Genomic DNA, 22,494 nt, shown 5'->3' on the forward strand with positions numbered 1-22,494 from the left:
CCATGCACACAGGCAGGCGTCCAGAGATCGGAACGCCTGCCTGCGGTCAAGACGAGCTTTGTAGTTCTCGCGATGAAGTGATCAGCGCTTGCTGTACTGCGAAGCCTTACGGGCCTTCTTCAGGCCGTACTTCTTGCGCTCCACGGCACGCGGGTCACGGGTGAGGAAGCCGGCCTTCTTGAGGGCCGGGCGATCATCCGGGGTGACCTCGATCAACGCGCGGGCAATGGCCAGACGCAGTGCGCCGGCCTGTCCCGACGGGCCGCCACCATGCAGGTTGGCGAAGACGTCGAACGAATCGCTGCGCTCCACGGTGACAAACGGAGCCTTGATCAGCTGCTGGTGCACCTTGTTGGGGAAGTACTCCTCCAGGGTGCGTCCGTTGAGCTTGAACTCGCCGGTGCCGGGCGACAAGCGCACGCGCACAACGGCTTCCTTACGACGGCCGACGGTCTGAATCGGCTGATCGAACTCGATCGGCGCGCGGGTGACGGCAGCCTCTTCGGCCACAGCGTCATCCACGGTGTAGTCGTCGGCGCCGACCTCGGCGTCTACGACTTCAGCAGCCACAACTTCGGTTTCGGTCTGATCGGACACGTTTTGCTCCTCCGGCGCCGTCACTGGGCAACCTGGGTGATCTCGAAGGGCACGGGCTGCTGGGCCGCGTGGGGATGGTTGGGTCCGGCGTAGACCTTGAGCTTGGACGCCATGGCGTTACCGAGCTTGGTCTTCGGGAGCATCCCGATGATCGCCTTCTCGACGAGGCGCTCTGGATGGGTGGCCAGGGTCTCACCGACAGTGCGGGACTTCAGGCCGCCCGGGTGACCGGAGTGGCGGTAGAGCAGCTTGTCGTCGCGCTTGTTTCCGCTGACGGCAACCTTCTCGGCGTTGATGATGACGACGAAGTCGCCACCATCCATGTGAGGGGCGTAGGTCGGCTTGTGCTTGCCGCGGAGCAGGTTGGCGCTCTGCACGGCGAGGCGGCCGAGCACCACATCGGTGGCGTCGATGACAAGCCACGCATGCGTGATGTCACTCGCCTTCGGGGTGTACGTAGGCACAGATAGTCCTCTGTCTGGTGTTACGGGGCTGGTCCCGATACGCGGCAGAGGTTCTCCTGGCGACCAGTGGGGACCCAGGCCTCGACTCGTCCGGAATCCCGGATGGCCGCGCACCAACGAATAACAGTACCGGTCGGCCGTCGCCATGGTCAAAACGCCTTCGACCAGCGATCGCGGCGAGCCAGAGTCAGCGCTCGGTGACCCGCACCGATCCGACGGCAGCGCGGCACTGAGCGTCGACGGATTCGCCGGCAGATCCGCTCTGGCAACCGATGCTGACCTGCAGGCCCCGCTCCACGGTCAGGTACCAGCGGATCGGCCCGCCGGAGACCGGGACCTCGCGATAGCTGATCACTTCGCGACCCGCGAATTGAGTACTCGGGGAGAACTCCTGGACCACCCCGTCGCCGCGCTGGTCGATACGGTTGCGCAGACTCACCGCGACCGACGCCAGCGTGGAGGTGTCCCGCACGGTGTTCTGCAGGACGATCAGACGGCTGTCGTCGTCCGGGGCCGCAAACGTTGTCCTCGACACGACACCTTCGGCCGGTGGCTCACTGCTCTGGCGCCAGCTACCGGGAACCGTGAGGCTCGCGCGTCCGAGGTCGACGGAACGATCCACCGCCGCTGCCGGCGCCGGTGAGGTCGCGTCCCGCATCGCCACGACACCCACGGCAACCGCGGCCGCGATCAGCACCAGCGCCGTCGCTGCTGTCGCGACGACCCGGCCCCGGCTCCGCGTGGTGGCCGGAGGCAGTGCGTCATCGACCCGTGGGGGCGGTAGTTCGGCGCCGCCGAATCGGCGCAACAGGGTCCGGTCGACCACCAGAACCCGGCCGACGATGGTCGACTCCTGTGCGCTCCGGCACACCGCTTCGACCGCCGCCCGATCGCGACCGTCCACCAGGATCGCCTCGACACTGTTGTCCACGACACTGCGCAGGAGGTCGGGCAGGGCGTCCGGCTCGGTGAGTACCCGTGTCGAGGCGATCCGCCAGCCGTCCGCCGACGAGCGGAGTTCATGGACGTCGATCCGCCCGTGGACCTCGATGATCACCGCGCACTGTGCCGCCGACTCGAGATGAGAACGCGCCACCGCCACCGCTCGTGGAACGAGCTCGAGCTCGCCACAGTGCGCCGACGCCGCGCCACGCAAGATCTCGGTTCGCCGGCGGCCCCAGGTGGTCGGGTAGGTCAGCGTCACCGCACCGCGCCCGTCGATCGCCGAGGCGAACAACCGCGACCACGCCTCGGTGGTGTGCATCCGCCGACCGTCGATCGTCAGCCCGGCGGAGTTGATACCCGAGACCAACGGGGCGATCGGAATCGCGCTGCCCGTACCGACCGCGAGTTCGTCGTAGGCGATGTCGGCCACCACGGCACGGATACCGGGATCCGGACTCCCGGCGCTGCCGTTCAGCACCGTCGTATTCACACTGTTTCCGTTCACAGCGGCGGCAGGTAGGCGACTTGGATCATTTCCTGCGGTCGCGACCGCGAGACGAGTTCACCGCGGCCGGGCACCAGCTTCTGCAGACGGACCCGACCCAGCAGGTAGCCCTCGTCCCGGTCACCGCTCATCAGCAGGCCATCGGTCGACAGGTCTTTGAGGCGCCCGATGATCGTGTCGAACAGTGCGCGCCCCGCACCACCCGAGCGTCTGGTGACGATCAGGTGCAGACCGATGTCCCGGGCCTGTGACAGCAGGTCCACCAGTGGCATCAACGGATTGCCGCCACCGGTTGCCACCATGTCGTAGTCGTCGACAACGATGTAGACGTCCGGGCCCGACCACCAGTTGGCTTCGCGCAACTGTTGTTGGGTCACGTTCTCGCCGGGTATGCGGGCGGTGAAGAACGCCACCAACTCGGTCACCATCGGCGCCAGGGTCTGTGCCGAACTCGCGTATCCGGCAAGGTGATCCGATTCGATGACACCCAGCATGGTTCGCCGATAGTCGACAAGGACGATCTTCGTCTCGTCGGCGGTGCCGTTTTCGACGAGGCCGGCGACGATGTTGCGCAGCAGCGTCGTCTTCCCGTGCTCGACGTCGGCGAAGGCCATGAAGTGCGGGTGCGTCCCGAAATCGAGGATCACCGGCTCCAATTCGGCTTCACCGACACCGATGGCAACCTGCTTCGGGCCCAGCGTGATCCCCCGTTCCCGCACGCTGTTCAACACGTCCTCGCGGTCGAGGTGGGATGCAAGCTTACGGACCGCCATCGCCCCACCGCCGGGGTAGACGGCACACAGCTTCGAAACCGTGTCGGCCAGTGCCTCGCCAAGCGACTCGATTCCGGTCTCGGAGTCGGTGCGCGGCAACGCGATCAGCATATGCAGTTGCTGCGGCGTCAGGCCGCGGCCCGGTCTGCCTTCAGGGACGAGCCCGGCGACCTTGCGGCCCATCTCCGAATCGAGCGGGTCGCCCAGGCGTAATTCGAGCCGGCTGCCGATCAGGTCCTTGATCGCCGGACGGACCTCGGCCCACCTCGCGGCCGTCACGATCACGTGGACTCCGTAGGACAATCCCTGCGCCACAATGCTGTTGATCTGTTCTTCCAGGAAATCGAACTCGCCGCGGATCACCGCGTATCCGTCGACCACCAGGAACACATCGCCGAACACGTCCTCGGACAGCGTCTGATCACCGGCGCGCCGGCGGTTCCGGAAATCGCGCATGGATTCGATCCCGAGAGCTGCGAACCGCAGCTCGCGTCGCCGAACCAGGGTCGCCACCTCGGCGACCGTCCGGCGCACCGCATCCATGTCCGCGCGTCCGGCGACCGAGCCCACGTGCGGCAACCCCGCGATACCGGCGAGCGAACCGCCGCCGAAGTCGAGGCAGTAGAACTGCACCTGCTGCGGACTGTGCGTGGCCGCAGCCGCAAGGATCAGGGCGCGCACCGCATTCGATTTGCCCGACTGCGGGCCACCGACAATCGCCACATTGCCACGCGAGCCCGATACGTCGATGGTCAGCACGTCGCGGCGCTGGTCGTAGGGACGGTCGACGATGCCCAGCGGGAACTCGAGTCGGCCAGTTTGCGGGGTCTGCCAGTGCGGGGCCAGCATGTCGATCGTCGGCGACTGGTCCAGCGGCGGCAACCACACCTCGTGCGCGGCGAGGCCCTGCCCCTCGATCTGGCCGACAACCGTCTCGAGCAACGTACGGGTGACCACTGCCGCCACGGCTTCGGGAACCTCTTCTGGCAGGGCAGGTTCGGGCGCCACGACCGGATCGAGAGGAACCCGGCCGGCGGTGAACATCTTGAGTCGGCCGGTGCCACCGGCAGCCGTCGAATACACCGCATCGATCGCTTCCTGCGGCGCCGTGTAGGGACCGGACACATAGCAGGTGTTGAAGCGGATCGGTTCGGCCGAATCACATTTCAGGTATCCCGACCCCGGCACATTCGGCAGGTGGTACGCGTCAGGTACGCCCAGCACCGACCGGGATTCGTTGGCCGAGAACGTCTTCAGACCGATCCGATACGACAGATGACTGTCGAGCCCACGCATCTTGCCCTCTTCGAGGCGCTGCGACGCCAGCAGGAGATGTATGTGCAGCGAACGTCCGAGTCGGCCGATCGCAACGAACAGATCGGCGAAGTCCGGCTTCTGTGCGAGGAGTTCGGAGAACTCGTCCACCACGATGAACAGTGCCGGCATCGGTTCCAGCGCCGCACCGGCGGCCCGCGCCCGTTCGTAATCACCGACGTTCGCGAAATTTCCGGCGGCCCGCAGGACCTCCTGACGCCGATTCATCTCACCGGAGAGCGCATCGCGCATCCGGTCGACCATCGACAATTCCTCTTCGAGGTTGGTGATCACCGCAGCAACATGCGGGGCCGCATCAAGACCCAAAAATGTTGCGCCACCTTTGAAGTCGACCAGGACGAGGTTGAGTGCCTCGGGTGAATGGGAGGCGACCATCGACAACACCAGCGTGCGCAGGAATTCCGATTTCCCCGACCCGGTGGCCCCGATACACAGACCGTGCGGGCCCATGCCACCCTCGGCCGCCTCTTTGATGTCGATCTCGACCGGCGTTCCGTTGACCGAGTAGCCGATCGGCACCCGCAGCCTGCTGCGCGCGGTCCGCGGTGCCCACACACTTCGAAGGTCCAGGTGGGTCGCATCGGGGATGCCGAGGAGGGTCATCAGACCCGGATCGGTCGGCGACACCTCCTGTTCCAGGCTGACGAGCTGGGCGGCGGTGGCGAGGCGATAGCGGGCCATCGCGCGGGCGAAGGCCTCGGCCTCCGGGACGCTCAGCGCATCCATGTCGGCGAACTCTTCGACACCGAACGCGCTTCGCGCGCCGACCTTTCCGTCCCGGATCACCAACTGCAGTCCGCGTCGGACAGCGAGACCGTCCGGCGGCGCGGACAGGTCGAGGACCGAGACGGCCTCCATGCCGGCGTCCCCGACGATCCGTTCGTCACCGGTCACGTGACCGTCATCGATGACCACCACGAGGTGGGCGCGGCCGGCTGCCGGCGGCGCCGAGCGCGAGAAGCGGCCACGTTCGAGGAGATCGACGGCGAGGTCGTCCTCGAGATCTGCCAGCGACCGGTAGATCATCCGGACCGATCCGACGCCGTCTCGCTCGTAGGGATGCTGAACGTGCGGCAGCCACTTGCACCAGTCCCACGATTCGGCGGCTGGATCGGCTGTCACCACCGCGACCATTATTTGATCGGGCCCGTGAAAGGCACACAACTCCAACATCATCGACCGGGCGAGCTGGCGGGTCTCCTGCCTGGCGCCCTCGATGTTGATCGCCGGGAATCCTCTCAGGGACACGGCGGTGGGCAGTCCGTGCACCACGGAATGCGTGCGCACAAAGCGGCGGAGCGCCACCGCCGACACCGGTTCGATGTCTTCGAGGGGCCCGGTCTCCGGCGGCATCAGCCGGGTCGCGAGGCGCTGCGATCCGACCCCGACGCGGACATGACCGAAATCGTTGTCGCCGCGGCGGCGTTCCCACATCCGCCTGCCGCCGACAACCCCGAGCAGGGCGGCGGGCTCGGGATGACTCCATTCGAGGGCGTCGCGTTGGGCCGCGCCGGTCTCGTGAACCTCGTCGCGGACCTGGCACAGGTACCGGAAATAGTCCTTGCGTTCCTCATTGAGTTCGGCTGCGCGCTTGCCTCCGCGGTTGCCGCCACCGGCATACATGCCGAACATCGACATCAGCATCATCATCGGGAACATCATGGTCAGCGGATTCGACAACATGTTGCGACCGCCGGTCACGAACATCATCGCGATCATGCCGACGACGGCGAACACCATCACCACGGGCATCATCTTCATCAGGAGATTGCCCGGAACCACCCGCGGCACATCCGGTGGCACCTGCAGATTCACCTCGCCACCAGGCGTCCGCGGCGCCGGCACCCGAGCCCGACGGACAAAACCCTCGGTTGTACCCGCGGTCATCGCGACATCATGGATTTCAAAACCCCACCCCCGAACCTCAACCTGCTCCCCTGAGCGCACATCATTCCTCATCGAATTGCCGGCGGCACCGCGAAGGGCCCAATTCATCCACATCGAGGGCGGTCGCAGGCGTCAGATGTCGGAACGGTTCGCTATGGTCATCGGTACTTGGTGGGGATCTCTTGGGGGGGAATCATGACCGCTGCTGACCTTTTGGCGGAGCTGGACGCTGCTGCCGGCCGCGAACCGTCGCTCGCGCGGGTGTCCGTGATCGGTGGGACAACGCAGTTCGACGTCGGTCTGCCCGCCGCCGTCGCCGTGGCTGCGCTGATCCCTGACCTGGTGGCCCTGATCAGCACCCGGGCCCCTGTCACCGACGACGAGAACGAGGCCAGGCCCGGTCCGATCCGCGACCACTGGACGCTGTCGCGGGTCGGCCACGACCCGATCCCACCCAACCGAAGCCTGAGCGAGGCGGGAGTCCGCGACGGCGACCTGCTGATCCTGCGAGCCGTACCGGCGCGCGAAAGTGCCGTGCTGTTCGACGACGTCATCGACGCGGTCGCCCGCCTCGGCGAGGCCCAATTCTCCAGCTGGAATGCCGCCGCCGCCCGCGTGATGGGATACGTGGTGGCAGTCGGTGCCTCGACACTGTTGTCGCTGTCGTTGCTCCACGAACGCGGCGCCCGTGATCTGCTGTGGCCCATACTCATCGCCGCTCTGGCCGCCGGCGCCTTTGTGGTCGCCGGCGCGATCGTCGGTCGCTACTACGACGATCCGGGTACCGCGGCGATCACTTCGTTGTGCGCGATGGCCCCCGCGATGGCCACCGGAATGATGGTGCCACCCGGCGCATATGGCGCCGCCCACCTGACACTCGGATTTGCGGTCGTCACCATGCTGGCAGCACTCTCCTACCGCATCTCCACCGCCGGCCCGCTGATCCATTCCGCCGTCGGCACCGCTGCGGTATTCGGAACCTTCACATCGCTTGCGCAACTCCTCTTTTCACCGGGTGCGGTCAGCCTCGGTGCCGGTCTGTGCGCGGCCGCCATCGTGGCGATCTCGATGGCGCCGCGCATCACGATCCTGCTGGCCCGACTGCCGTTGCCCCCGGTTCCGACCGCGGGTGCCGCGATCGATCCGGCCGACTCGGCACCTCGCCCCGCGATTGAAGGCATCGGGGCGATCGGTGCCATGGCCCTGCCCTCGGCCGCCGCGCTCGAACTCCGGGCGAGGACAGCCGCGCGGTATCTCACCGGCCTCCTTGCCGGCACCTCCGCGGCCGCGGTGGCCGGGATGACGATGGTGGCCTATTCCGTCGACGAATTCAGTTGGCGTTGCACGGTATACGCATTGATCATCGCCGCGCTGCTGTGTCTACGCGGACGTTCCTATGCCGACCTCGCGCAGGCATCGACCCTCATCGGTGCCGGAGCCATCGGATTCGGTGTGACCGCGGGCCTGGTGGTTCTCGGTCCCGGCGATCATGCGGCGGTTGCGATGTCGGCACTCGCTGCGGTCGCGGTACTGGCGCTGCTCTGTGGTGTCGTGGCGCCCCGGTCGTCGTTCTCTCCGGTGATGCGCCGCATCGTCGAGATCACCGAATACGTGCTGATCGCCATGATCGTGCCGCTGATGTTCTGGATCATGGACCTCTTTGCCGCGGTGCGCGACCTGTGACGGCTCCGGTCAACATCCGGAACCCGCACCAACCGACGCGTCGCAAACGTATCGTTCGGCTTGCCGCACTGGCCGGTGTGGTTGCACTGCTGGGAGCACTTCCGGCACCGACCGCCGGCGCGATCACCCCACCGGTCATCGAACCAGGCGCGCTGGTGCGTAATGCCCCGGTGGCACCACCGGAAGCCACCGAACAGAAGATGTTGTGCGCCAAGCCCGTTCTGGCACCCGGCACCGACATCACCGTGCCGTCGGCCGCGCAGACCATGATGCGCTTGCCCGATGCCTGGCGTTTCAGCCGGGGCGCGGGCCAGAAGGTGGCGGTCATCGACACCGGCGTCACCCGCCATCCACGTCTGCCCCGCGTCCAGGCCGGAGGCGACTACGTCGCGCGCACCGACGGCACCGACGACTGCGACGGGCACGGCACCCTGGTCGCCGGAATCATTGCCGCACAGCCCTCTTCGACCGATGCGTTCGCCGGGGTGGCGCCCGAGGCCTCGATCATTGCGATCCGGCAGTCGAGTGGAGCCTTCGAGGCCAAGGATCGGCGACAGAACACAACACCTGACCCGACGATCGGATCCGGCTTCGGAACCGTGCAGACGTTGGCCAATGCGATTGTGCGGGCGGTTGATCTGGGCGCCACGGTCATCAACATCTCTGAGGTGGCCTGCGGTTCGGCCGGCACCGACCTTCACGACAAACAACTGGGCGCAGCTGTGAAGTACGCGTTCGACCGCAACGTGGTCGTGGTCGCAGCGGCAGGCAATCTCACACAGGGTTCGGCCTGCTCGACGCAGAATCCACCGCCGAACCCCGCAAATCCCCAACTCGACGGATGGGACACCGTCACCACCGTCGCCAGCCCTGCCTGGTACGCGCCGTACGTCCTGAGTGTGGCGGCGGTCGATTCAGAATCCGGTTCGCCCGCCGGGTTCAGTTTGTCGGGACCGTGGGTGGGCGTAGCGGCACCCGGCACCGGCATCCTGAGCCTGGACAGCGCCGGTGGATCGAACAAACTCGTCAACGCCCATGTTGGAGACCAGGGACTCACCAGCATCGACGGCACCAGTTTTGCCGCCCCGTACGTTGCCGGCGTGGTGGCCCTCGTCCGGGCGAAATACCCCGAATTGAACGCCGCCGAAGTGATCGAACGGATCACCCGGACCGCACACGCCCCGGGGACCGGCCGCGACAACACCATCGGTCACGGGGTGATCGACCCGGTCGCCGCGCTGACCTACGACCTTTCGAATGTGCAGACCGATTGGACTGTCCCACAATCGATCTCGGCTCCACTCCATGAACCTCCGGCCGACACCGGGCCTCGCACGGCAGCACTCATCGGATTCGGGGTGTGCGTGGTGATCCTGATCGCCGGATGGGCGGTCTCGATGCCGGCGCGGCGCTTGCGCACGCTGGAACCGGACGAGTACTGAACCCGCTGCCCGGCGCACCGATCACCAGCCGCGGACGCGGTGTGGCCGCACGCGGATGAGGACTGAATACGCCGCCTTGAACGTTTCCGGAGTCATCTCCAGTCCGCGGATCAGTGCGCTGTATTTTGCGACGTACGCGTCCCATTCGGCATCGCTGGGCCCGTCGGGGTCGACGGTGGCCCCTGAGGTGAATACGGCAACGTCGCCGCCCTCGGCTGTACCGTTGAAGTTCAGCGCCACCGATGAATTCTCGGAGATGTTGGTCAGCTTGGGAGTGTCGGGTTCGGAGAAGATCAGGAATTCATCCGACGACCACAGAAACCACACCGGTGTGGGTACGGGGGCTCCGGACTTCTTGACGGTGGTCAACCAGATGACGTGTTCGGCGTTCAAGCGCTCACGTTGGCGCTCTGTCAGTTGCAATGTCGTCGTTGTCATGAACATCACAACAATGCCCGGGGCCCCGATTCTTCCGAATCGAGCGCGCCGGGCACCCCGATTTACTTCGCGCGGGCCGGACGCAGCTCGCGCGGCAAAGCAAACGTCAATGTCTCCTGCGCGGTGGTCACCGACTCGACGCCGTCGAAGCCGTGTTCTTGCAGCAGGTCCATGACACCACGGACCAGCACTTCCGGCACCGATGCACCGGAGGTGATGCCGACCGTCTGCACACCCTCGAGCCACGCGAGGTCGATGTCACGGGCGTAATCGACCAGGTACGACGCATTCGCGCCGGCCTGCAATGCCACCTCGACCAGGCGAACCGAGTTGGACGAGTTCTGTGAACCGACCACGATCACCAGCTCACACTGCGGCGCCATGGCCTTGACGGCCACCTGCCGATTCTGGGTGGCGTAGCAGATGTCATCGCTCGGCGGGTCGTTGAGCAGCGGAAACTTCTCCCGCAGACGGGACACCGTCTGCATGGTCTCGTCGACCGACAATGTGGTCTGCGACAGCCAGATCACCTTGGATTCGTCGCGGACGGTAACCCGATCGACGCTGTCGGGTCCGTCGACGAGCTGCACATGGTCGGGAGCCTCACCGGCGGTGCCCTCGACCTCTTCGTGGCCCTCGTGACCGATCAGCAGGATGTCGTAGTCGTCGCGGGCGAACCGCTTGGCCTCCTGGTGCACCTTGGTGACCAGCGGGCAGGTGGCATCGATGGTGCGCAGGTTGCGGTCGGCGGCGGAGTCGTGGACGGCCGGCGAGACACCATGGGCGGAGAACACCACGAGTGCCCCCTCGGGAACCTCGTCGGTTTCGTCCACGAAGATCGCACCGCGATTCATCAGTGTCTCCACGACGTGCCGGTTGTGGACGATCTCCTTACGCACGTACACCGGGGCGCCGTGCTTCTCCAGTGCTTTCTCGACCGTCTCGACGGCGCGATCGACGCCCGCGCAGTAGCCGCGCGGCTCAGCGAGCAGGATTTTCTTGCCTGAAGGGGTGTTTTCGGCCGAACTCATGACAATCAGCGTACGGGTTATCCGGCCCTACTGGTGGCCACCGCCTGCGCCATGAGGCAGAGTATGGACATGATCCGACCACCTTATGCCGCAAGGGTCGCCGCCGGGGTTGTTGTCACTGTGCTCGAAGAGACACGCAAATTGCCGACCACCGCGATCACCCTTCCGATGACCGCAGTGAGCCAGACCTTGCAGGCAGTGATGCGCTTTCAGCAGGGCATCGCCGAAATGGCCATCAAGGGCGACGAGGTCTTCGAGTCATGGCTCGGGCAGGCTGAAGAAGAGCCGGAGTGGGCCACCTTCGACGAAGACGAAGACGACTACATCGCACCGGCGGCACCGCGTCCGGTGACTCCGGCCACAGTTGCCGGCTCCGACACATCAACCGCCACCGAATCCGACGACGAGTCCACGTCGCCGCCGTCGGGCTCGGGCCGGTTTGCGCTCTACAGTTCGACACCCGACCTCGGCTCCGAGGAGGAGGCAGCGCCGCCGAGCACGAACGGCGATGCTCCCGAGATCGTCGAAGCACTCGATTACGAGACGCTGACGCTGGCTCAACTGCGGGCCAAGCTCCGCACCATCGGCCTCGCCGAACTCAAAGAACTCGCCGCTTACGAGAAGGCCACACGAGCGCGGGCACCGTTTGTCACCATGCTCGACAACCGTGTGACCGCGGCGAGCAAGTAGCCTCCCCGAGTGAGCAATACGCCCGAATCGGCGTGGCCGGTACGGACGATCAACACCAAGATCGCCGACTGGCTGCACAAACTGGGACAGGTCTGGGTCGAGGGTCAGGTGACCCAGATCAACCGCCGTCCCGGCACCCGGGTCGCATTCCTGACGCTGCGAGATCCCGCCGCAGACGTCTCGATCCAGATCACCTGCAAACCGGAGCTGCTGACCCGGGGACCGGTCCCCCTCACCGAGGGCGCTCGCGTGGTGGTTCTGGGTAGACCAAACTTCTACACCGGTCGCGCTACGGTCTCGTTGTTGGTCACCGAGATCCGGCCGATCGGGATCGGTGAGCTCCTGGCCCGGATCGAACGACTGCGCCGGCTCCTGGCCGCCGAGGGATTGTTCGACGCCGGCCGCAAACGACCGCTGCCGTTTCTGCCCGGCACCATCGGACTCATCACCGGCCGCGCCAGCGCCGCTGAACGCGACATCGTGTCGGTGGCACAAAAACGCTGGCCGGCAGTACGTTTCGAAATCCGCAACGCCCCGGTCCAGGGTCCGACGGCGGTCCCGGCGATCCTGCGGCACCTGGCCGAACTCGATGCGGACCCCGACGTCGACGTCATCATCCTGGCGCGCGGCGGCGGCAGCGTCGAAGATCTGTTGCCGTTCTCCGACGAGGCGCTGTGCCGGGCCGTCGCGCAGGTCACCACCGCGGTGGTCAGCGCGATCGGACACGAGCCCGACTCCCCTGTACTCGACCTGGTGGCCGACCTGCGGGCAGCAACTCCGACCGATGCCGCCAAGCGCGTGGTCCCCGACGTCGCCGTCGAGCTCGCCAACGTCCGAGATCTTCGCGCGAGAAGTGCCGGAGCACTGCGTAATTGGGTGACCACCCAGGTTCGGGGACTCGATTCCCTGCGCGGTCGGCCGGTGCTGGCCCAGCCGTATCGCATCGTCGACGACCGAATCGACGAGATCGAGCGCGCCGCCCGTGACATCCGCCGCGACGTCGCCCGACTCGTTTCCCACGAGGAGCAGCGGATCGAACATCTGCGGGCCCGGCTCTCCACCCTCGGCCCGGCACAGACACTGGCCCGCGGCTACGCCGTGGTGCAACGCGTACCCGGGGCCGCCAGTAGTTCCGGCGAAGATCCCCATGTGGTGACATCGATCGACGACATGCCGATCGGAACCCAGCTCAGGATTCGCGTCGCCGACGGCGCGACCCGGGCCGCGGTGATGGGTGTGGAAAAGCCACAGCGGCGCTGACGGACGCGCGAACAACAAGAGCAATCAACCGGGGCGCGGACACATGAGCACAACAGCCCCGGCCCCGGGCCCGGAACAGAAGGAAGACAGTGGCAGCAAAGAACGACGCCGACAGCAATGAGCCGTCGATCAGCGAACTGGGCTACGAACAGGCCCGCGACGAGCTGATCGTGGTGGTCCGCACCCTCGAACAGGGCGGGCTCGACCTGGACGCGTCGCTGGAACTCTGGGAGCGTGGCGAGGCCCTGTCCCGCCGGTGTGAGGAACATCTCGAAGGTGCCCGAAAGCGCATCGAGTCGGTCCTCGGGGCCGAGGACGACGGTGATTTCGAGGACGAGGACGTCGACGATGAGGACTGACGCCGGCTTCCGGCGTACCGATCTTCGTCGGTGATCATCGCCCGTTTATGACCATCGCGAGCTCCCTGCAATACTCGGGTAGTGGCTGCAAAACCCCGGATTCTGACCAACAACAAAGACATGATCTGGTCTTTGATCCCTTTGTTGTTGCTGTGCATGTTCGTGGCAGCGGTATCCGGTAACTGCTCGGTCGGACTGACCGGCGGGGCCGGCGACGACAAGGTCCCCGCCTATGACGTGGACAGCGGACTGAAGGCCGAAGCCCGCAACTCGGCCTTCCCGATCCGGCTCCCGCAGACGCCCACAGACTGGAAGCCCAACAGCGGCACCACGGTTGCGCTCGAGGACACCACGGTCTCCAACGCCGGCTACATCACCGCCAACGGGGTATACCTCCAGCTGAGCCAGACCGGCGCCGCCGAAGACGCCCTGGTCGGCTATCTGGCGGGTGATGAGCAGCTGCTCGGCGCCGGTACCCGCGATGTCGGCGGTTCCAAATGGGTGGTCTACAGCAAGCCCGAGGGCGGACGTTCGGTGTGGGTCACCGACCTGGGTGACGTCAGGATCGGACTGATGACGAACAAGGCCGGGGAACCCGATTTCACGTCACTCGCCGAGGCGGTTCTCGCCGTTTCACCGCTGCCGGGTCTGAGCCCGGATGCGCAAGTTCTGCCCACCAAGTAACGGAAGACCTTGCCGGATAACGGAAGTTGTCCACAGCACAAAATCGCCTTCCTGGTGAGAGCGATGTCGGCACAAGACTATAAGCTCTGCTCATGGCAATGTTCTTGTATCGGCTCGGGCGATTCTCCTTCAGGCACAAATGGACCGTGCTGGCCGCCTGGCTGATCGCCGCCGTATTGGTGGTCACCCTGGTCAGCACGCTGAACCCGAAGTTCTCCAAGGACTTTGAGCTGCCGGGTACAGACTCGGACAAGGCGATGTCGTTGATGAACGAGAACTTCACCGCCATCAACGAAGAGCAGACCCAGGCGTCGACCAGCGTTCTCGTCGCCGCTGACGACGGCCTCGAGGCACACAGCGAGACCATCGACGCGCTTGTCGCAGAGCTCAAGACACTGCCGAATCTCAGTGACCCGGATTCCATCGCCAACCCGCTGGACGTGGCCGCCGCCGATCCGGCGCTGGCATCGTCGGTGATCGGTGACAACGGGACCGTCGGCCTGATCCAGGTCAAGCAGACCACCAACATCGAGGATCTGACTGCGGACGACACGAAGCAGTTCGAAGACATCCTCGCCGAGTTCCGGGTCGGTGGCCTCCAGGTCGAGGGCACCGGTTCGCTGATGCAGGTCTTCGAACAGGGTGGCGCCGCCGAGATGCTCGGCTTTGTCATCGCCTTCATCGTGATGATCGTGGCGTTCGGTGCCATCGTCGCCGCATTCATCCCGATCATCACCGGCATCCTCGGCGTCGTGATCACGATCATGCTGGTCACGCTCGGCGCGGGCGTCTTCAGCATCAACGAGAGCGCAACCGGCATCATCACGATGCTCGGCATCGCGGTGTCGATCGACTACGCCCTGTTCATCGTCTCCAGGTACCGCAGTGAGCTGAATCTGGGTGGTACCCGAGAGGCCGCCGTCGGCCGGGCCGTGGGTACCGCCGGTTCGGCAGTCGTGTTCGCCGGCCTCACAGTGATGATCGCGGTTGCCGCGCTCTCCGTGGTCGGCATCCCGTTCATCTCACAGATGGGTCTGGCGGCAGCGCTCGCGGTCCTGATCGCGGTACTCGGTGCCATCACACTGATTCCCGGCCTGCTGGGCGCCTTCGGCCGGTTCGCGTTCTCGCCGCGGATTCCGAAGGTCCGGCACGGCGACGAACCAGAGTCGGAGGAGACCAACGGCCTCCGCTTCGCCAAGTTCATCACCAAGTACCCGTGGCCCGTCGCGGCGGTCTCGTTGCTCTTCCTGATCGTGGTGGCGTTGCCGATGAGCAAGCTCGAACTCGGCCTCTCGTCGACCACCGATGCCGAGGTTCCGGCCACCGAACTGCTGCAGCGTGGATTCGGTGAGGGCATCAACGGCCCGCTGCTGGTGGTGCTCGACGACCCCGACGAGGGCGCTGTGGCCCCGGTGGCGGAACAGACGATCGCGCACATCAAGACCCTGCCCAATGTCGCCAACCCGGACCAGATGACCTGGATCGGCAACGGACCCAACCAGACCGCGGACCCCGCGACCGGCCAGGTCGGAGCGACCTCGGCGTTGATCTTCGTGACACCGCAGCAGTCGCCGAGCGGCCCGCAGACGCACGACCTGATGGAAGAGATCCGCGACTATTCGGCGACCACAGAGGCCGAGGGTGTCACGCTCAACGTCGGTGGCCAGACGGCGATCATGTCCGACATCTCGGCGAAGCTGAGTTCGGCGATGATCCCGTACCTGATCCTGGTCGTCGGACTCGCGTTCATCATCTTGATGATCGTGTTCCGGTCGGTCCTGGTACCGCTCACCGCCACCATCGGCTTCCTGTTCTCGGTGTGTGCCACATTTGGTGCCACGGTGGCGATCTTCCAGTTGGGTCACTTCGGCCTGATCACCCACACGCAACCGATCATCTCGTTCCTGCCGATCTTCATGATCGGTGTGGTCTTCGGTCTGGCGATGGACTACCAGGTGTTCCTGGTGACCCGGATGCGTGAGGAATACGTGCACGGGCTGCCCGCCAAGCAGGCCGTGATCATCGGGTACAAACACGGTGCCCGGGTGGTCGCCTCTGCGGCGATCATCATGATCTCGGTCTTCGCGTCGTTCATGCTCGCCCCGGATACCAGCTCGAAGATGATGGGCTTCGCATTGGCCGCAGCCGTGTTCTTCGACGCGTTCATCGTGCGGATGGTGATCGTGCCGGCGGTCATCACGATCATGGGCGACCGGGCCTGGTGGATCCCGGCATGGCTCGACAAGATCCTGCCCAACGTCGACATGGAGGGCATCGCGATCCGCGAGATCCCCATCGACACGTCGGTGTCCGCGGACGGCAAACCGCTGCAGCCCGCGGTCAGCGCCAACGACTGACCCGCACACTGTGATCCGGCTCACGTAGACTCATCGGCGAACCTACGAGCCGGAGAACTGTGTGCCCCAACCGCTGACCCGCCCGTCGAGCGCGCTGCGTATCGACCAGGATCCGCGTGCCCACCTGCGCCGCCTGGATTCCCTGTTCTCACAGTGGTCCACGACCGGCGCGGTTCCGGTCGGGGTGCGCGAGGAAGTCGCCCGGTCGTGGCAGCGGCAGCCCGGTGAATACCGCGGTCCCGACTTCCGGCCGTCGGATGAGATAGCCCATCGGCGCGGCGCAGATCCGTTTCTCGTCCACGCATCGGCCTCACTGAGGGAACGCCTGCTCGCCAGTTGTACCGACACGGCCACCGAGCTGGTGCTCTGTGACCGCGACGGGGTCGTCCTGTGGGTGGCCGGCCCATCCAACGTGCGACGCCGTTCGGAGAGTCTCGGATTCGTCGAAGGCGCGTCGTGGACCGAGAAGTCGGTGGGCACCAACGCCCTGGGAACCGCGATGGCCGACCGCGCCCCGATCCAGATCTTCGGTTCCGAACACGCCCACCCGAGCCACCACAGTTGGGTGTGCACGGGCGCGCCGATCATCGATCCCCGCGACGATTCGGTGCTGGGTGCGATCACGTTGTCCGGCGGACTCCGCACCGCTCACCCGCACACGCTGTCGCTCGTCTGTTCAACAGTCGACGCGGTCAACGCCGAGCTCGAGCTGCTGCATCGCGACAATCTGCGGACCCGCAGCAACGCCGCCGCCGGATTGCTCGGTTCGGCCGGCCCTGACGCACTCATCGTCGACCGAGGCGGCTGGGTCATCGCGGCCCGCGGCATCTCGGTCAGCGATCGCCTCTACATCCCCGGCGGTCTCGGCTCATCCACCGTCTGGATACCCAGCCTCGGCCACTTCGACGCCACGCCCGTGGGCGACCTCTGGCAGCTGAATCGGTCGCGGCGCACCGTCACGACCTTGACCCTGACCTCCGAACCACCCGGCGCGCAGGTCACATTCGACGACTCCGGGCAGACAACACATCCGCTGACCCGGCGACAGCTGGACCTGCTCCGGATCCTGGCCCAGAACCCGGCTGGTTTGAGTGCCAGGGAGTTGTCGACGTCGCTCTACGGTTCCGGCGACCACACGGTGACCGTCCGGGCCGAGGTCTCCCGCATCCGCCGCACGCTCGGACCGCTGCTGGTTCCGCGGCCGTACCGCCTGACCGTGGCCGCAACCTTCTCCTGACGTCTGCAACCTCCTGCAACCCTTCTTCCCGGGGCCGATCACTCGTAGCGTCATATGTGATCCACCTCACGCTAAGGAGTTGCACATGACCACCACGGTCTCACCCACCCTCGGAGACGAAGCCGAAGGCGGAGCTCGACCCACCCAGACGGCTCAGGCATTTCTGACCGACCTGGAGCGGGCGATCAACGATGCCCGGACGAGCGGCGACGTCAGCGCCGTGACCGACCTTTTTGTCGACGACTGCTACTGGCGCGATCTGGTCGCACTGAGCTGGAATCTGACGACTGCCGAAGGCAAGGACGATCTGGCGGCGATGCTGACCGCGACCCTGCCGCATTCGGCGCCCGGAAATTTCGAGTTGACCGGCGAGGCCACCGACGCAGGTGACGGCGTTACGGAGGCCTGGTACACGTTCACGACACCGGTTCTGCGCGGCAAAGGCCTGATGCGACTGCGGGACGGCAAGTGCTGGACATTCCTCACGTCGGCGCAGGAGCTGCTGGAGTTTCCCGAGAACAAGGGCAACCGTCGGATCAAGGGAGCCGAGCACGGTGTTGTACCGGGTCGCAAGAACTGGCTCGATCGCCGCGCGGAGGCGCAGGAAACCCTCGGTGTCACGACGCAGCCCTACGTTCTGATCGTCGGCGGCGGACAAGGTGGCATCGGGCTGGCCGCACGCCTGCGCCGGCTGGGGGTGGCCGCCCTGGTCATCGACAAGCACCCCAAGCCGGGCGATCAGTGGCGCAGCCGCTATTACTCACTGTCCCTGCATGATCCGGTCTGGTACGACCACATGCCGTACCTTCCGTTCCCCGACGACTGGCCGGTGTTCACCCCAAAGGACAAGATGGGTGACTGGCTCGAGAGCTACGTCAAGATCATGGAACTCGACTACTGGTCGAACACGCTGTGCCAGAGTGCCTCGTTCGACGAGGCCACCGGACAGTGGACCGTCGAGGTCGAGCGGGAGGGAAAACCCTTGACGCTCACACCGACTCAGCTGGTGATGGCCACCGGTATGTCCGGCATCGCGAACATGCCCGAGATCCCCGGCGCCGACACCTTCGAGGGCGATCTCGTGCACTCTTCGCAGCATTCCGGTGGCGCCGAATACACGGGCAAGAAGGCTGTGGTCTTGGGCGCCAACAACTCTGCACACGACATCTGCGCGGATCTGTGGGAGAACGGCGCCGACGTCACGATGATCCAGCGTTCGACCACACACATCGTGCGGTCCGAGTCGTTGATGCGCGAAGTGCTCGGCCCGCTGTATTCCGAAGAGGCACTGGCCAGTGGCATCGATCATGAGACGGCCGATCTGATCTTCGGGTCGATCCCCTACGGTCTGCTCGCCGACTTCCAGATCCCCGCCTTCGACACCATCCGTGAGCAGGACAAGGAGTTCTACGACCGCCTCGAGGCCGCCGGATTCATGCTCGACTTCGGTGACGACGGATCCGGACTGTTCCTCAAGTACCTGCGCCGCGGCTCGGGTTACTACATCGACGTCGGGGCGTCCGAACTCATCGCCGACGGCAAGGTGAAGTTGAAGGCACCCGCCCACATCACCGAGATCAAGCCGCGATCGGTGGTGCTGTCCGACGGCACCGAACTCGAGGCCGACCTCATCGTGATGGCCACCGGGTTCGGTTCGATGAACGGCTGGGCCGCCAAGCTCATCTCCCAGGACGTCGCCGACAAGGTGGGCAAATGCTGGGGCCTGGGGTCGGGTACCACCAAAGACCCGGGTCCCTGGGAAGGCGAGTTGCGCAACATGTGGAAACCCACCGCCCAGCAGAACCTCTGGTTCCACGGCGGCAACCTTCACCAGTCGCGCCACTATTCGCGATACCTCGCGCTGCAACTCAAGGCGCGTGAGGCCGGGATGAACGTCAGTGTCTACGGGCAGGCACCGGTGCACCACCTGCAGTAACGGGCATGAAAGGATGGCCTTCAACACAATCGCCGCGATTCAGGAGGCCATCACAATGTCAGCCGCTAACACCAACTTCGAGGCTCCGGACCGTAACTTGGCGATGGAACTCGTGCGCGTGACAGAGGCCGCCGCACTCGCGGCCGGACGTTGGGTCGGCAAGGGCGACAAGAACGGTGGCGACGGAGCCGCGGTTGACGCGATGCGTCAGCTCCTGTCCACCGTGTCCATGCGCGGTGTCGTCGTCATCGGCGAAGGTGAAAAAGACGAAGCCCCGATGCTCTATAACGGCGAAGAGGTCGGCAACGGCGAGGGCCCCGAGGTCGACGTCGCTGTCGATCCCATCGACGGCACCACCCTGATGGCCGAAGGCCGCCCCAACTCGATCGCCGTCATCGCGGTGTCCGAGCGCGGCACCATGTACGACCCGTCGGCCGTGTTCTACATGGAGAAGATCGCTGTCGGCCCGGAAGCCGCCGGCGTCATCGACATCAACGAATCCGTCGAATACAACGTCCTGGCCGTCGCCAAGGCGAAGGGCATCGAGGTCGCCGACCTGACCGTGGTCGTCCTCGACCGGGAACGCCACGAGGGTCTGATCGCCGAGATCCGGGCCGCCGGCGCCAAGGTGCGGCTGATCTCCGACGGCGACGTCGCCGGTGCGATCGCCGCGGCACAGGACGAGAGCTCCGTCGACATGCTCATGGGCATCGGCGGCACTCCCGAAGGCATCATCACCGCGGTTGCCATGAAGTGCATGGGCGGCGAGATCCAGGGCAAGCTGTGGCCCCGCAATGCCGCCGAGCGCCAGAAGGCCCTCGATGCCGGACACGACCTCGACCGCGTCCTCAAGACCGAAGATCTCGTCAGCGGCGAAAACATGTTCTTCTGCGCCACCGGCGTCACCAACGGCGACATGCTGCGTGGTGTGAGCTACCGCGCCAACGGTGCCACCACCCGCTCGCTGGTCATGCGGTCGAGGTCGGGCACCATCCGCACCATCGAAGGTCGCCACACCCGTCAGAAGGTCAGCGAGATCTCCACGAGCCTTTCCAAGAAGTGAAATTCTGACACTACGAGGATCACGGAGCGAGACGTTGTTGCTGCGCCATTTCGTGCTTGACAACCTCTGACGAGTGGCGCCACGCCACAGCGATACGATGCTGGGCGTGAGTAAACCAGCCTCCGCCCCAGAGTTTCTCTACTCCGATCTGCTCCCGATCGATGGCGACGACACCCCCTACCGACTCATCACCACGGAGGGGGTGTCGACGTTCGACGTCGACGGTCAGACCTTCCTCAAGGTCGATCCGGAAGCCATCCGGAAGCTGACCGCCGAGGCGATGCATGACATCAGCCACTACCTGCGCCCGGCTCATCTTGCGCAGCTACGCAAGATCATCGACGACCCGGAGGCCTCCGGTAACGATCGCTTCGTCGCACTGGACCTGCTCAAGAACGTCAACATCTCCGCCGGTGGCGTACTGCCGATGTGCCAGGACACCGGCACCGCCATCGTGATGGGCAAGAAGAGCGAAGGCGTGCTGACCGGCGCCGACGACGCCCAGTCCATCTCCCTCGGCGTGTACGACGCCTACACCCAGCTAAATCTGCGCTATTCGCAGCTGGCGCCGCTGACCACGTACGAGGAAAAGAACACCGGCTCCAACCTCCCGGCCCAGATCGAGATCTACGCGACCGAGCAGGGCCCCAAAGGACCCGAGTACAAGTTCCTGTTCATGGCCAAGGGTGGCGGCAGCGCGAACAAGTCGTTCCTGTTCCAGGAAACCAAGGCCATCCTGAACCCCGCTGGAATGCTCAAGTTCCTCGACGAGAAGATCCGCTCGCTGGGCACCGCGGCCTGCCCGCCGTATCACCTGGCCGTTGTCATCGGCGGTACCTCGGGCGAATTCGCGCTCAAGACGGCGAAGTACGCGTCGGCCCATTACCTCGACAACCTTCCGACATCGGGTTCGATGTCGGCGCACGGGTTCCGTGACCTCGAACTGGAGGAAGAGGTCTTCAAACTGACCCAGTCCTTCGGGATCGGCGCCCAGTTCGGCGGCAAGTACTTCTGCCACGACGTGCGTGTGGTCCGCCTCCCCCGGCACGGTGCGTCATGTCCGGTGGCGATCGCGGTCTCGTGCTCTGCGGACCGACAGGCGCTGGGCAAGATCACCGCCGACGGGGTGTTCCTCGAGCAGCTCGAGACCGATCCGGCGAAGTACATGCCGGCCGCGGGTGTGGCCGAAGACATCTCGAGCGGTGAGGTGGTCGAGGTCGATCTCAATCGCCCGATGTCGGAGATTCTCGAGCAGCTCTCGCAGTTCCCGGTGAAGACCCGACTGTCGCTGACCGGACCGCTGGTGGTCGCCCGCGACATCGCGCACGCCAAGATCAAGGAGCGCCTGGACGCCGGCGATCCGATGCCCGACTACCTGCGTAATCATCCCGTCTATTACGCCGGTCCGGCCAAAACGCCCGAGGGCATGGCGTCGGGTTCGTTCGGCCCGACCACGGCCGGCCGCATGGACAGCTACGTCGAGCAGTTCCAGGCCGCCGGTGGATCAATGGTCATGTTGGCCAAGGGAAATCGTTCCAAGCAGGTCACCAGCGCATGTGACACCCACGGCGGCTTCTACCTCGGTTCGATCGGTGGTCCGGCCGCACGTCTGGCACTCGACTGCATCAAGAGCCAGGAGATCATCGAATACCCTGAACTCGGCATGGAAGCCGTGTGGAAGATCGACGTAGAGAACTTTCCGGCCTTCATCGTCGTCGACGACAAGGGCAACGACTTCTTCACCGATCCCGGTGGCGCGGTCACCGTTCCGCTGGGTGGCGTGAGGATCCGATCCAAGGAGCGCTGAA

17 protein-coding genes are annotated in these 22,494 nt (G+C 65.4%); 11 read left to right on the forward strand and 6 right to left on the reverse strand.

Annotated elements, in window-relative coordinates; translation table 11 throughout:
• Positions 1-81: 81 nt before the first annotated feature.
• From rpsI to H290_RS0120810, 4 genes are all read right to left on the reverse strand, one after another.
• A complete protein-coding gene (gene rpsI / locus H290_RS0120795; protein WP_020108766.1) occupies positions 82-621 on the reverse strand; it encodes a 30S ribosomal protein S9 in 540 nt (179 codons plus the stop codon).
• Positions 618-1,061: a 50S ribosomal protein L13 gene (rplM, locus tag H290_RS0120800; protein WP_020108767.1), complete on the reverse strand. Its 444-nt coding sequence runs from the start codon at positions 1,059-1,061 to the stop codon at positions 618-620. The genes rpsI and rplM overlap by 4 nt, the downstream gene beginning before the upstream one ends.
• A gap of 187 nt (positions 1,062-1,248) precedes the next feature.
• A complete protein-coding gene (locus H290_RS29380) occupies positions 1,249-2,496 on the reverse strand; it encodes a type VII secretion-associated protein (RefSeq protein WP_155976970.1) in 1,248 nt (415 codons plus the stop codon).
• A gap of 11 nt (positions 2,497-2,507) precedes the next feature.
• Positions 2,508-6,506: a type VII secretion protein EccC gene (locus tag H290_RS0120810; protein WP_028463470.1), complete on the reverse strand. Its 3,999-nt coding sequence runs from the start codon at positions 6,504-6,506 to the stop codon at positions 2,508-2,510.
• A gap of 195 nt (positions 6,507-6,701) precedes the next feature.
• Here H290_RS0120810 and eccD point away from each other — a divergent pair, with 195 nt between their 5' ends.
• Together eccD and mycP are read left to right on the forward strand one after the other, a co-directional pair.
• Positions 6,702-8,189, forward strand: coding sequence for a type VII secretion integral membrane protein EccD (eccD, locus tag H290_RS0120815; RefSeq protein WP_020108770.1), 1,488 nt, complete (start codon positions 6,702-6,704; stop codon positions 8,187-8,189).
• Entirely contained in the window at positions 8,186-9,631 is a 1,446-nt protein-coding gene (gene mycP / locus H290_RS0120820; protein WP_020108771.1) for a type VII secretion-associated serine protease mycosin, read from the forward strand. Before eccD ends, mycP begins: the two co-directional genes overlap by 4 nt.
• Before the next feature lie 21 nt (positions 9,632-9,652).
• On the opposite strand, the gene H290_RS0120825 is transcribed toward mycP, so the two are convergent.
• Positions 9,653-10,069, reverse strand: a complete 417-nt coding sequence (locus H290_RS0120825) for a TIGR03667 family PPOX class F420-dependent oxidoreductase (protein WP_028463472.1) — start codon at positions 10,067-10,069, stop codon at positions 9,653-9,655.
• A gap of 62 nt (positions 10,070-10,131) precedes the next feature.
• Complete coding sequence (locus H290_RS0120830) at positions 10,132-11,100, reverse strand: 4-hydroxy-3-methylbut-2-enyl diphosphate reductase (RefSeq protein WP_020108773.1); 969 nt, start codon at positions 11,098-11,100, stop codon at positions 10,132-10,134.
• A 69-nt stretch (positions 11,101-11,169) separates the two neighbouring features.
• Between H290_RS0120830 and H290_RS0120835 the strand changes: the two genes are divergently transcribed.
• The 9 genes from H290_RS0120835 (at position 11,170) to H290_RS0120875 (ending at position 22,493) form a co-directional block, all read left to right on the forward strand.
• Positions 11,170-11,790: a lipid droplet-associated protein gene (locus H290_RS0120835; RefSeq protein WP_028463473.1), complete on the forward strand. Its 621-nt coding sequence runs from the start codon at positions 11,170-11,172 to the stop codon at positions 11,788-11,790.
• A gap of 9 nt (positions 11,791-11,799) precedes the next feature.
• Positions 11,800-13,050: an exodeoxyribonuclease VII large subunit gene (gene xseA / locus H290_RS0120840; protein ID WP_020108775.1), complete on the forward strand. Its 1,251-nt coding sequence runs from the start codon at positions 11,800-11,802 to the stop codon at positions 13,048-13,050.
• An 89-nt stretch (positions 13,051-13,139) separates the two neighbouring features.
• The gene (locus H290_RS0120845; RefSeq protein ID WP_020108776.1) at positions 13,140-13,409 is read left to right on the forward strand and encodes an exodeoxyribonuclease VII small subunit; all 270 of its coding nucleotides are present in this window, start codon (positions 13,140-13,142) and stop codon (positions 13,407-13,409) included.
• A gap of 81 nt (positions 13,410-13,490) precedes the next feature.
• On the forward strand, positions 13,491-14,093 hold the full coding sequence (locus H290_RS29385; RefSeq protein ID WP_020108777.1) for a DUF4245 domain-containing protein: 603 nt from the start codon (positions 13,491-13,493) through the stop codon (positions 14,091-14,093).
• A 92-nt stretch (positions 14,094-14,185) separates the two neighbouring features.
• Entirely contained in the window at positions 14,186-16,450 is a 2,265-nt protein-coding gene (locus H290_RS0120855) for an MMPL family transporter (RefSeq protein ID WP_020108778.1), read from the forward strand.
• 61 nt (positions 16,451-16,511) lie between these two features.
• Positions 16,512-17,687 carry a helix-turn-helix domain-containing protein gene (locus tag H290_RS0120860; RefSeq protein ID WP_020108779.1) on the forward strand — a complete coding sequence of 392 codons (1,176 nt, stop codon included), beginning with the start codon at positions 16,512-16,514 and terminating at the stop codon, positions 17,685-17,687.
• Between the two features lie 85 nt (positions 17,688-17,772).
• Positions 17,773-19,623 carry an NAD(P)/FAD-dependent oxidoreductase gene (locus H290_RS0120865; RefSeq protein WP_020108780.1) on the forward strand — a complete coding sequence of 617 codons (1,851 nt, stop codon included), beginning with the start codon at positions 17,773-17,775 and terminating at the stop codon, positions 19,621-19,623.
• Positions 19,624-19,678: 55 nt separating this feature from the next.
• Complete coding sequence (gene glpX / locus H290_RS0120870) at positions 19,679-20,686, forward strand: class II fructose-bisphosphatase (protein ID WP_036519780.1); 1,008 nt, start codon at positions 19,679-19,681, stop codon at positions 20,684-20,686.
• A 97-nt stretch (positions 20,687-20,783) separates the two neighbouring features.
• On the forward strand, positions 20,784-22,493 hold the full coding sequence (locus H290_RS0120875) for a fumarate hydratase (protein WP_020108782.1): 1,710 nt from the start codon (positions 20,784-20,786) through the stop codon (positions 22,491-22,493).
• The last annotated feature ends 1 nt before the right edge of the window (position 22,494 follow it).

Origin of the sequence: Nocardia sp. 348MFTsu5.1, from assembly GCF_000383535.1 — a bacterium.
In the GTDB taxonomy this organism is placed as follows: domain Bacteria; phylum Actinomycetota; class Actinomycetes; order Mycobacteriales; family Mycobacteriaceae; genus Williamsia; species Williamsia faeni.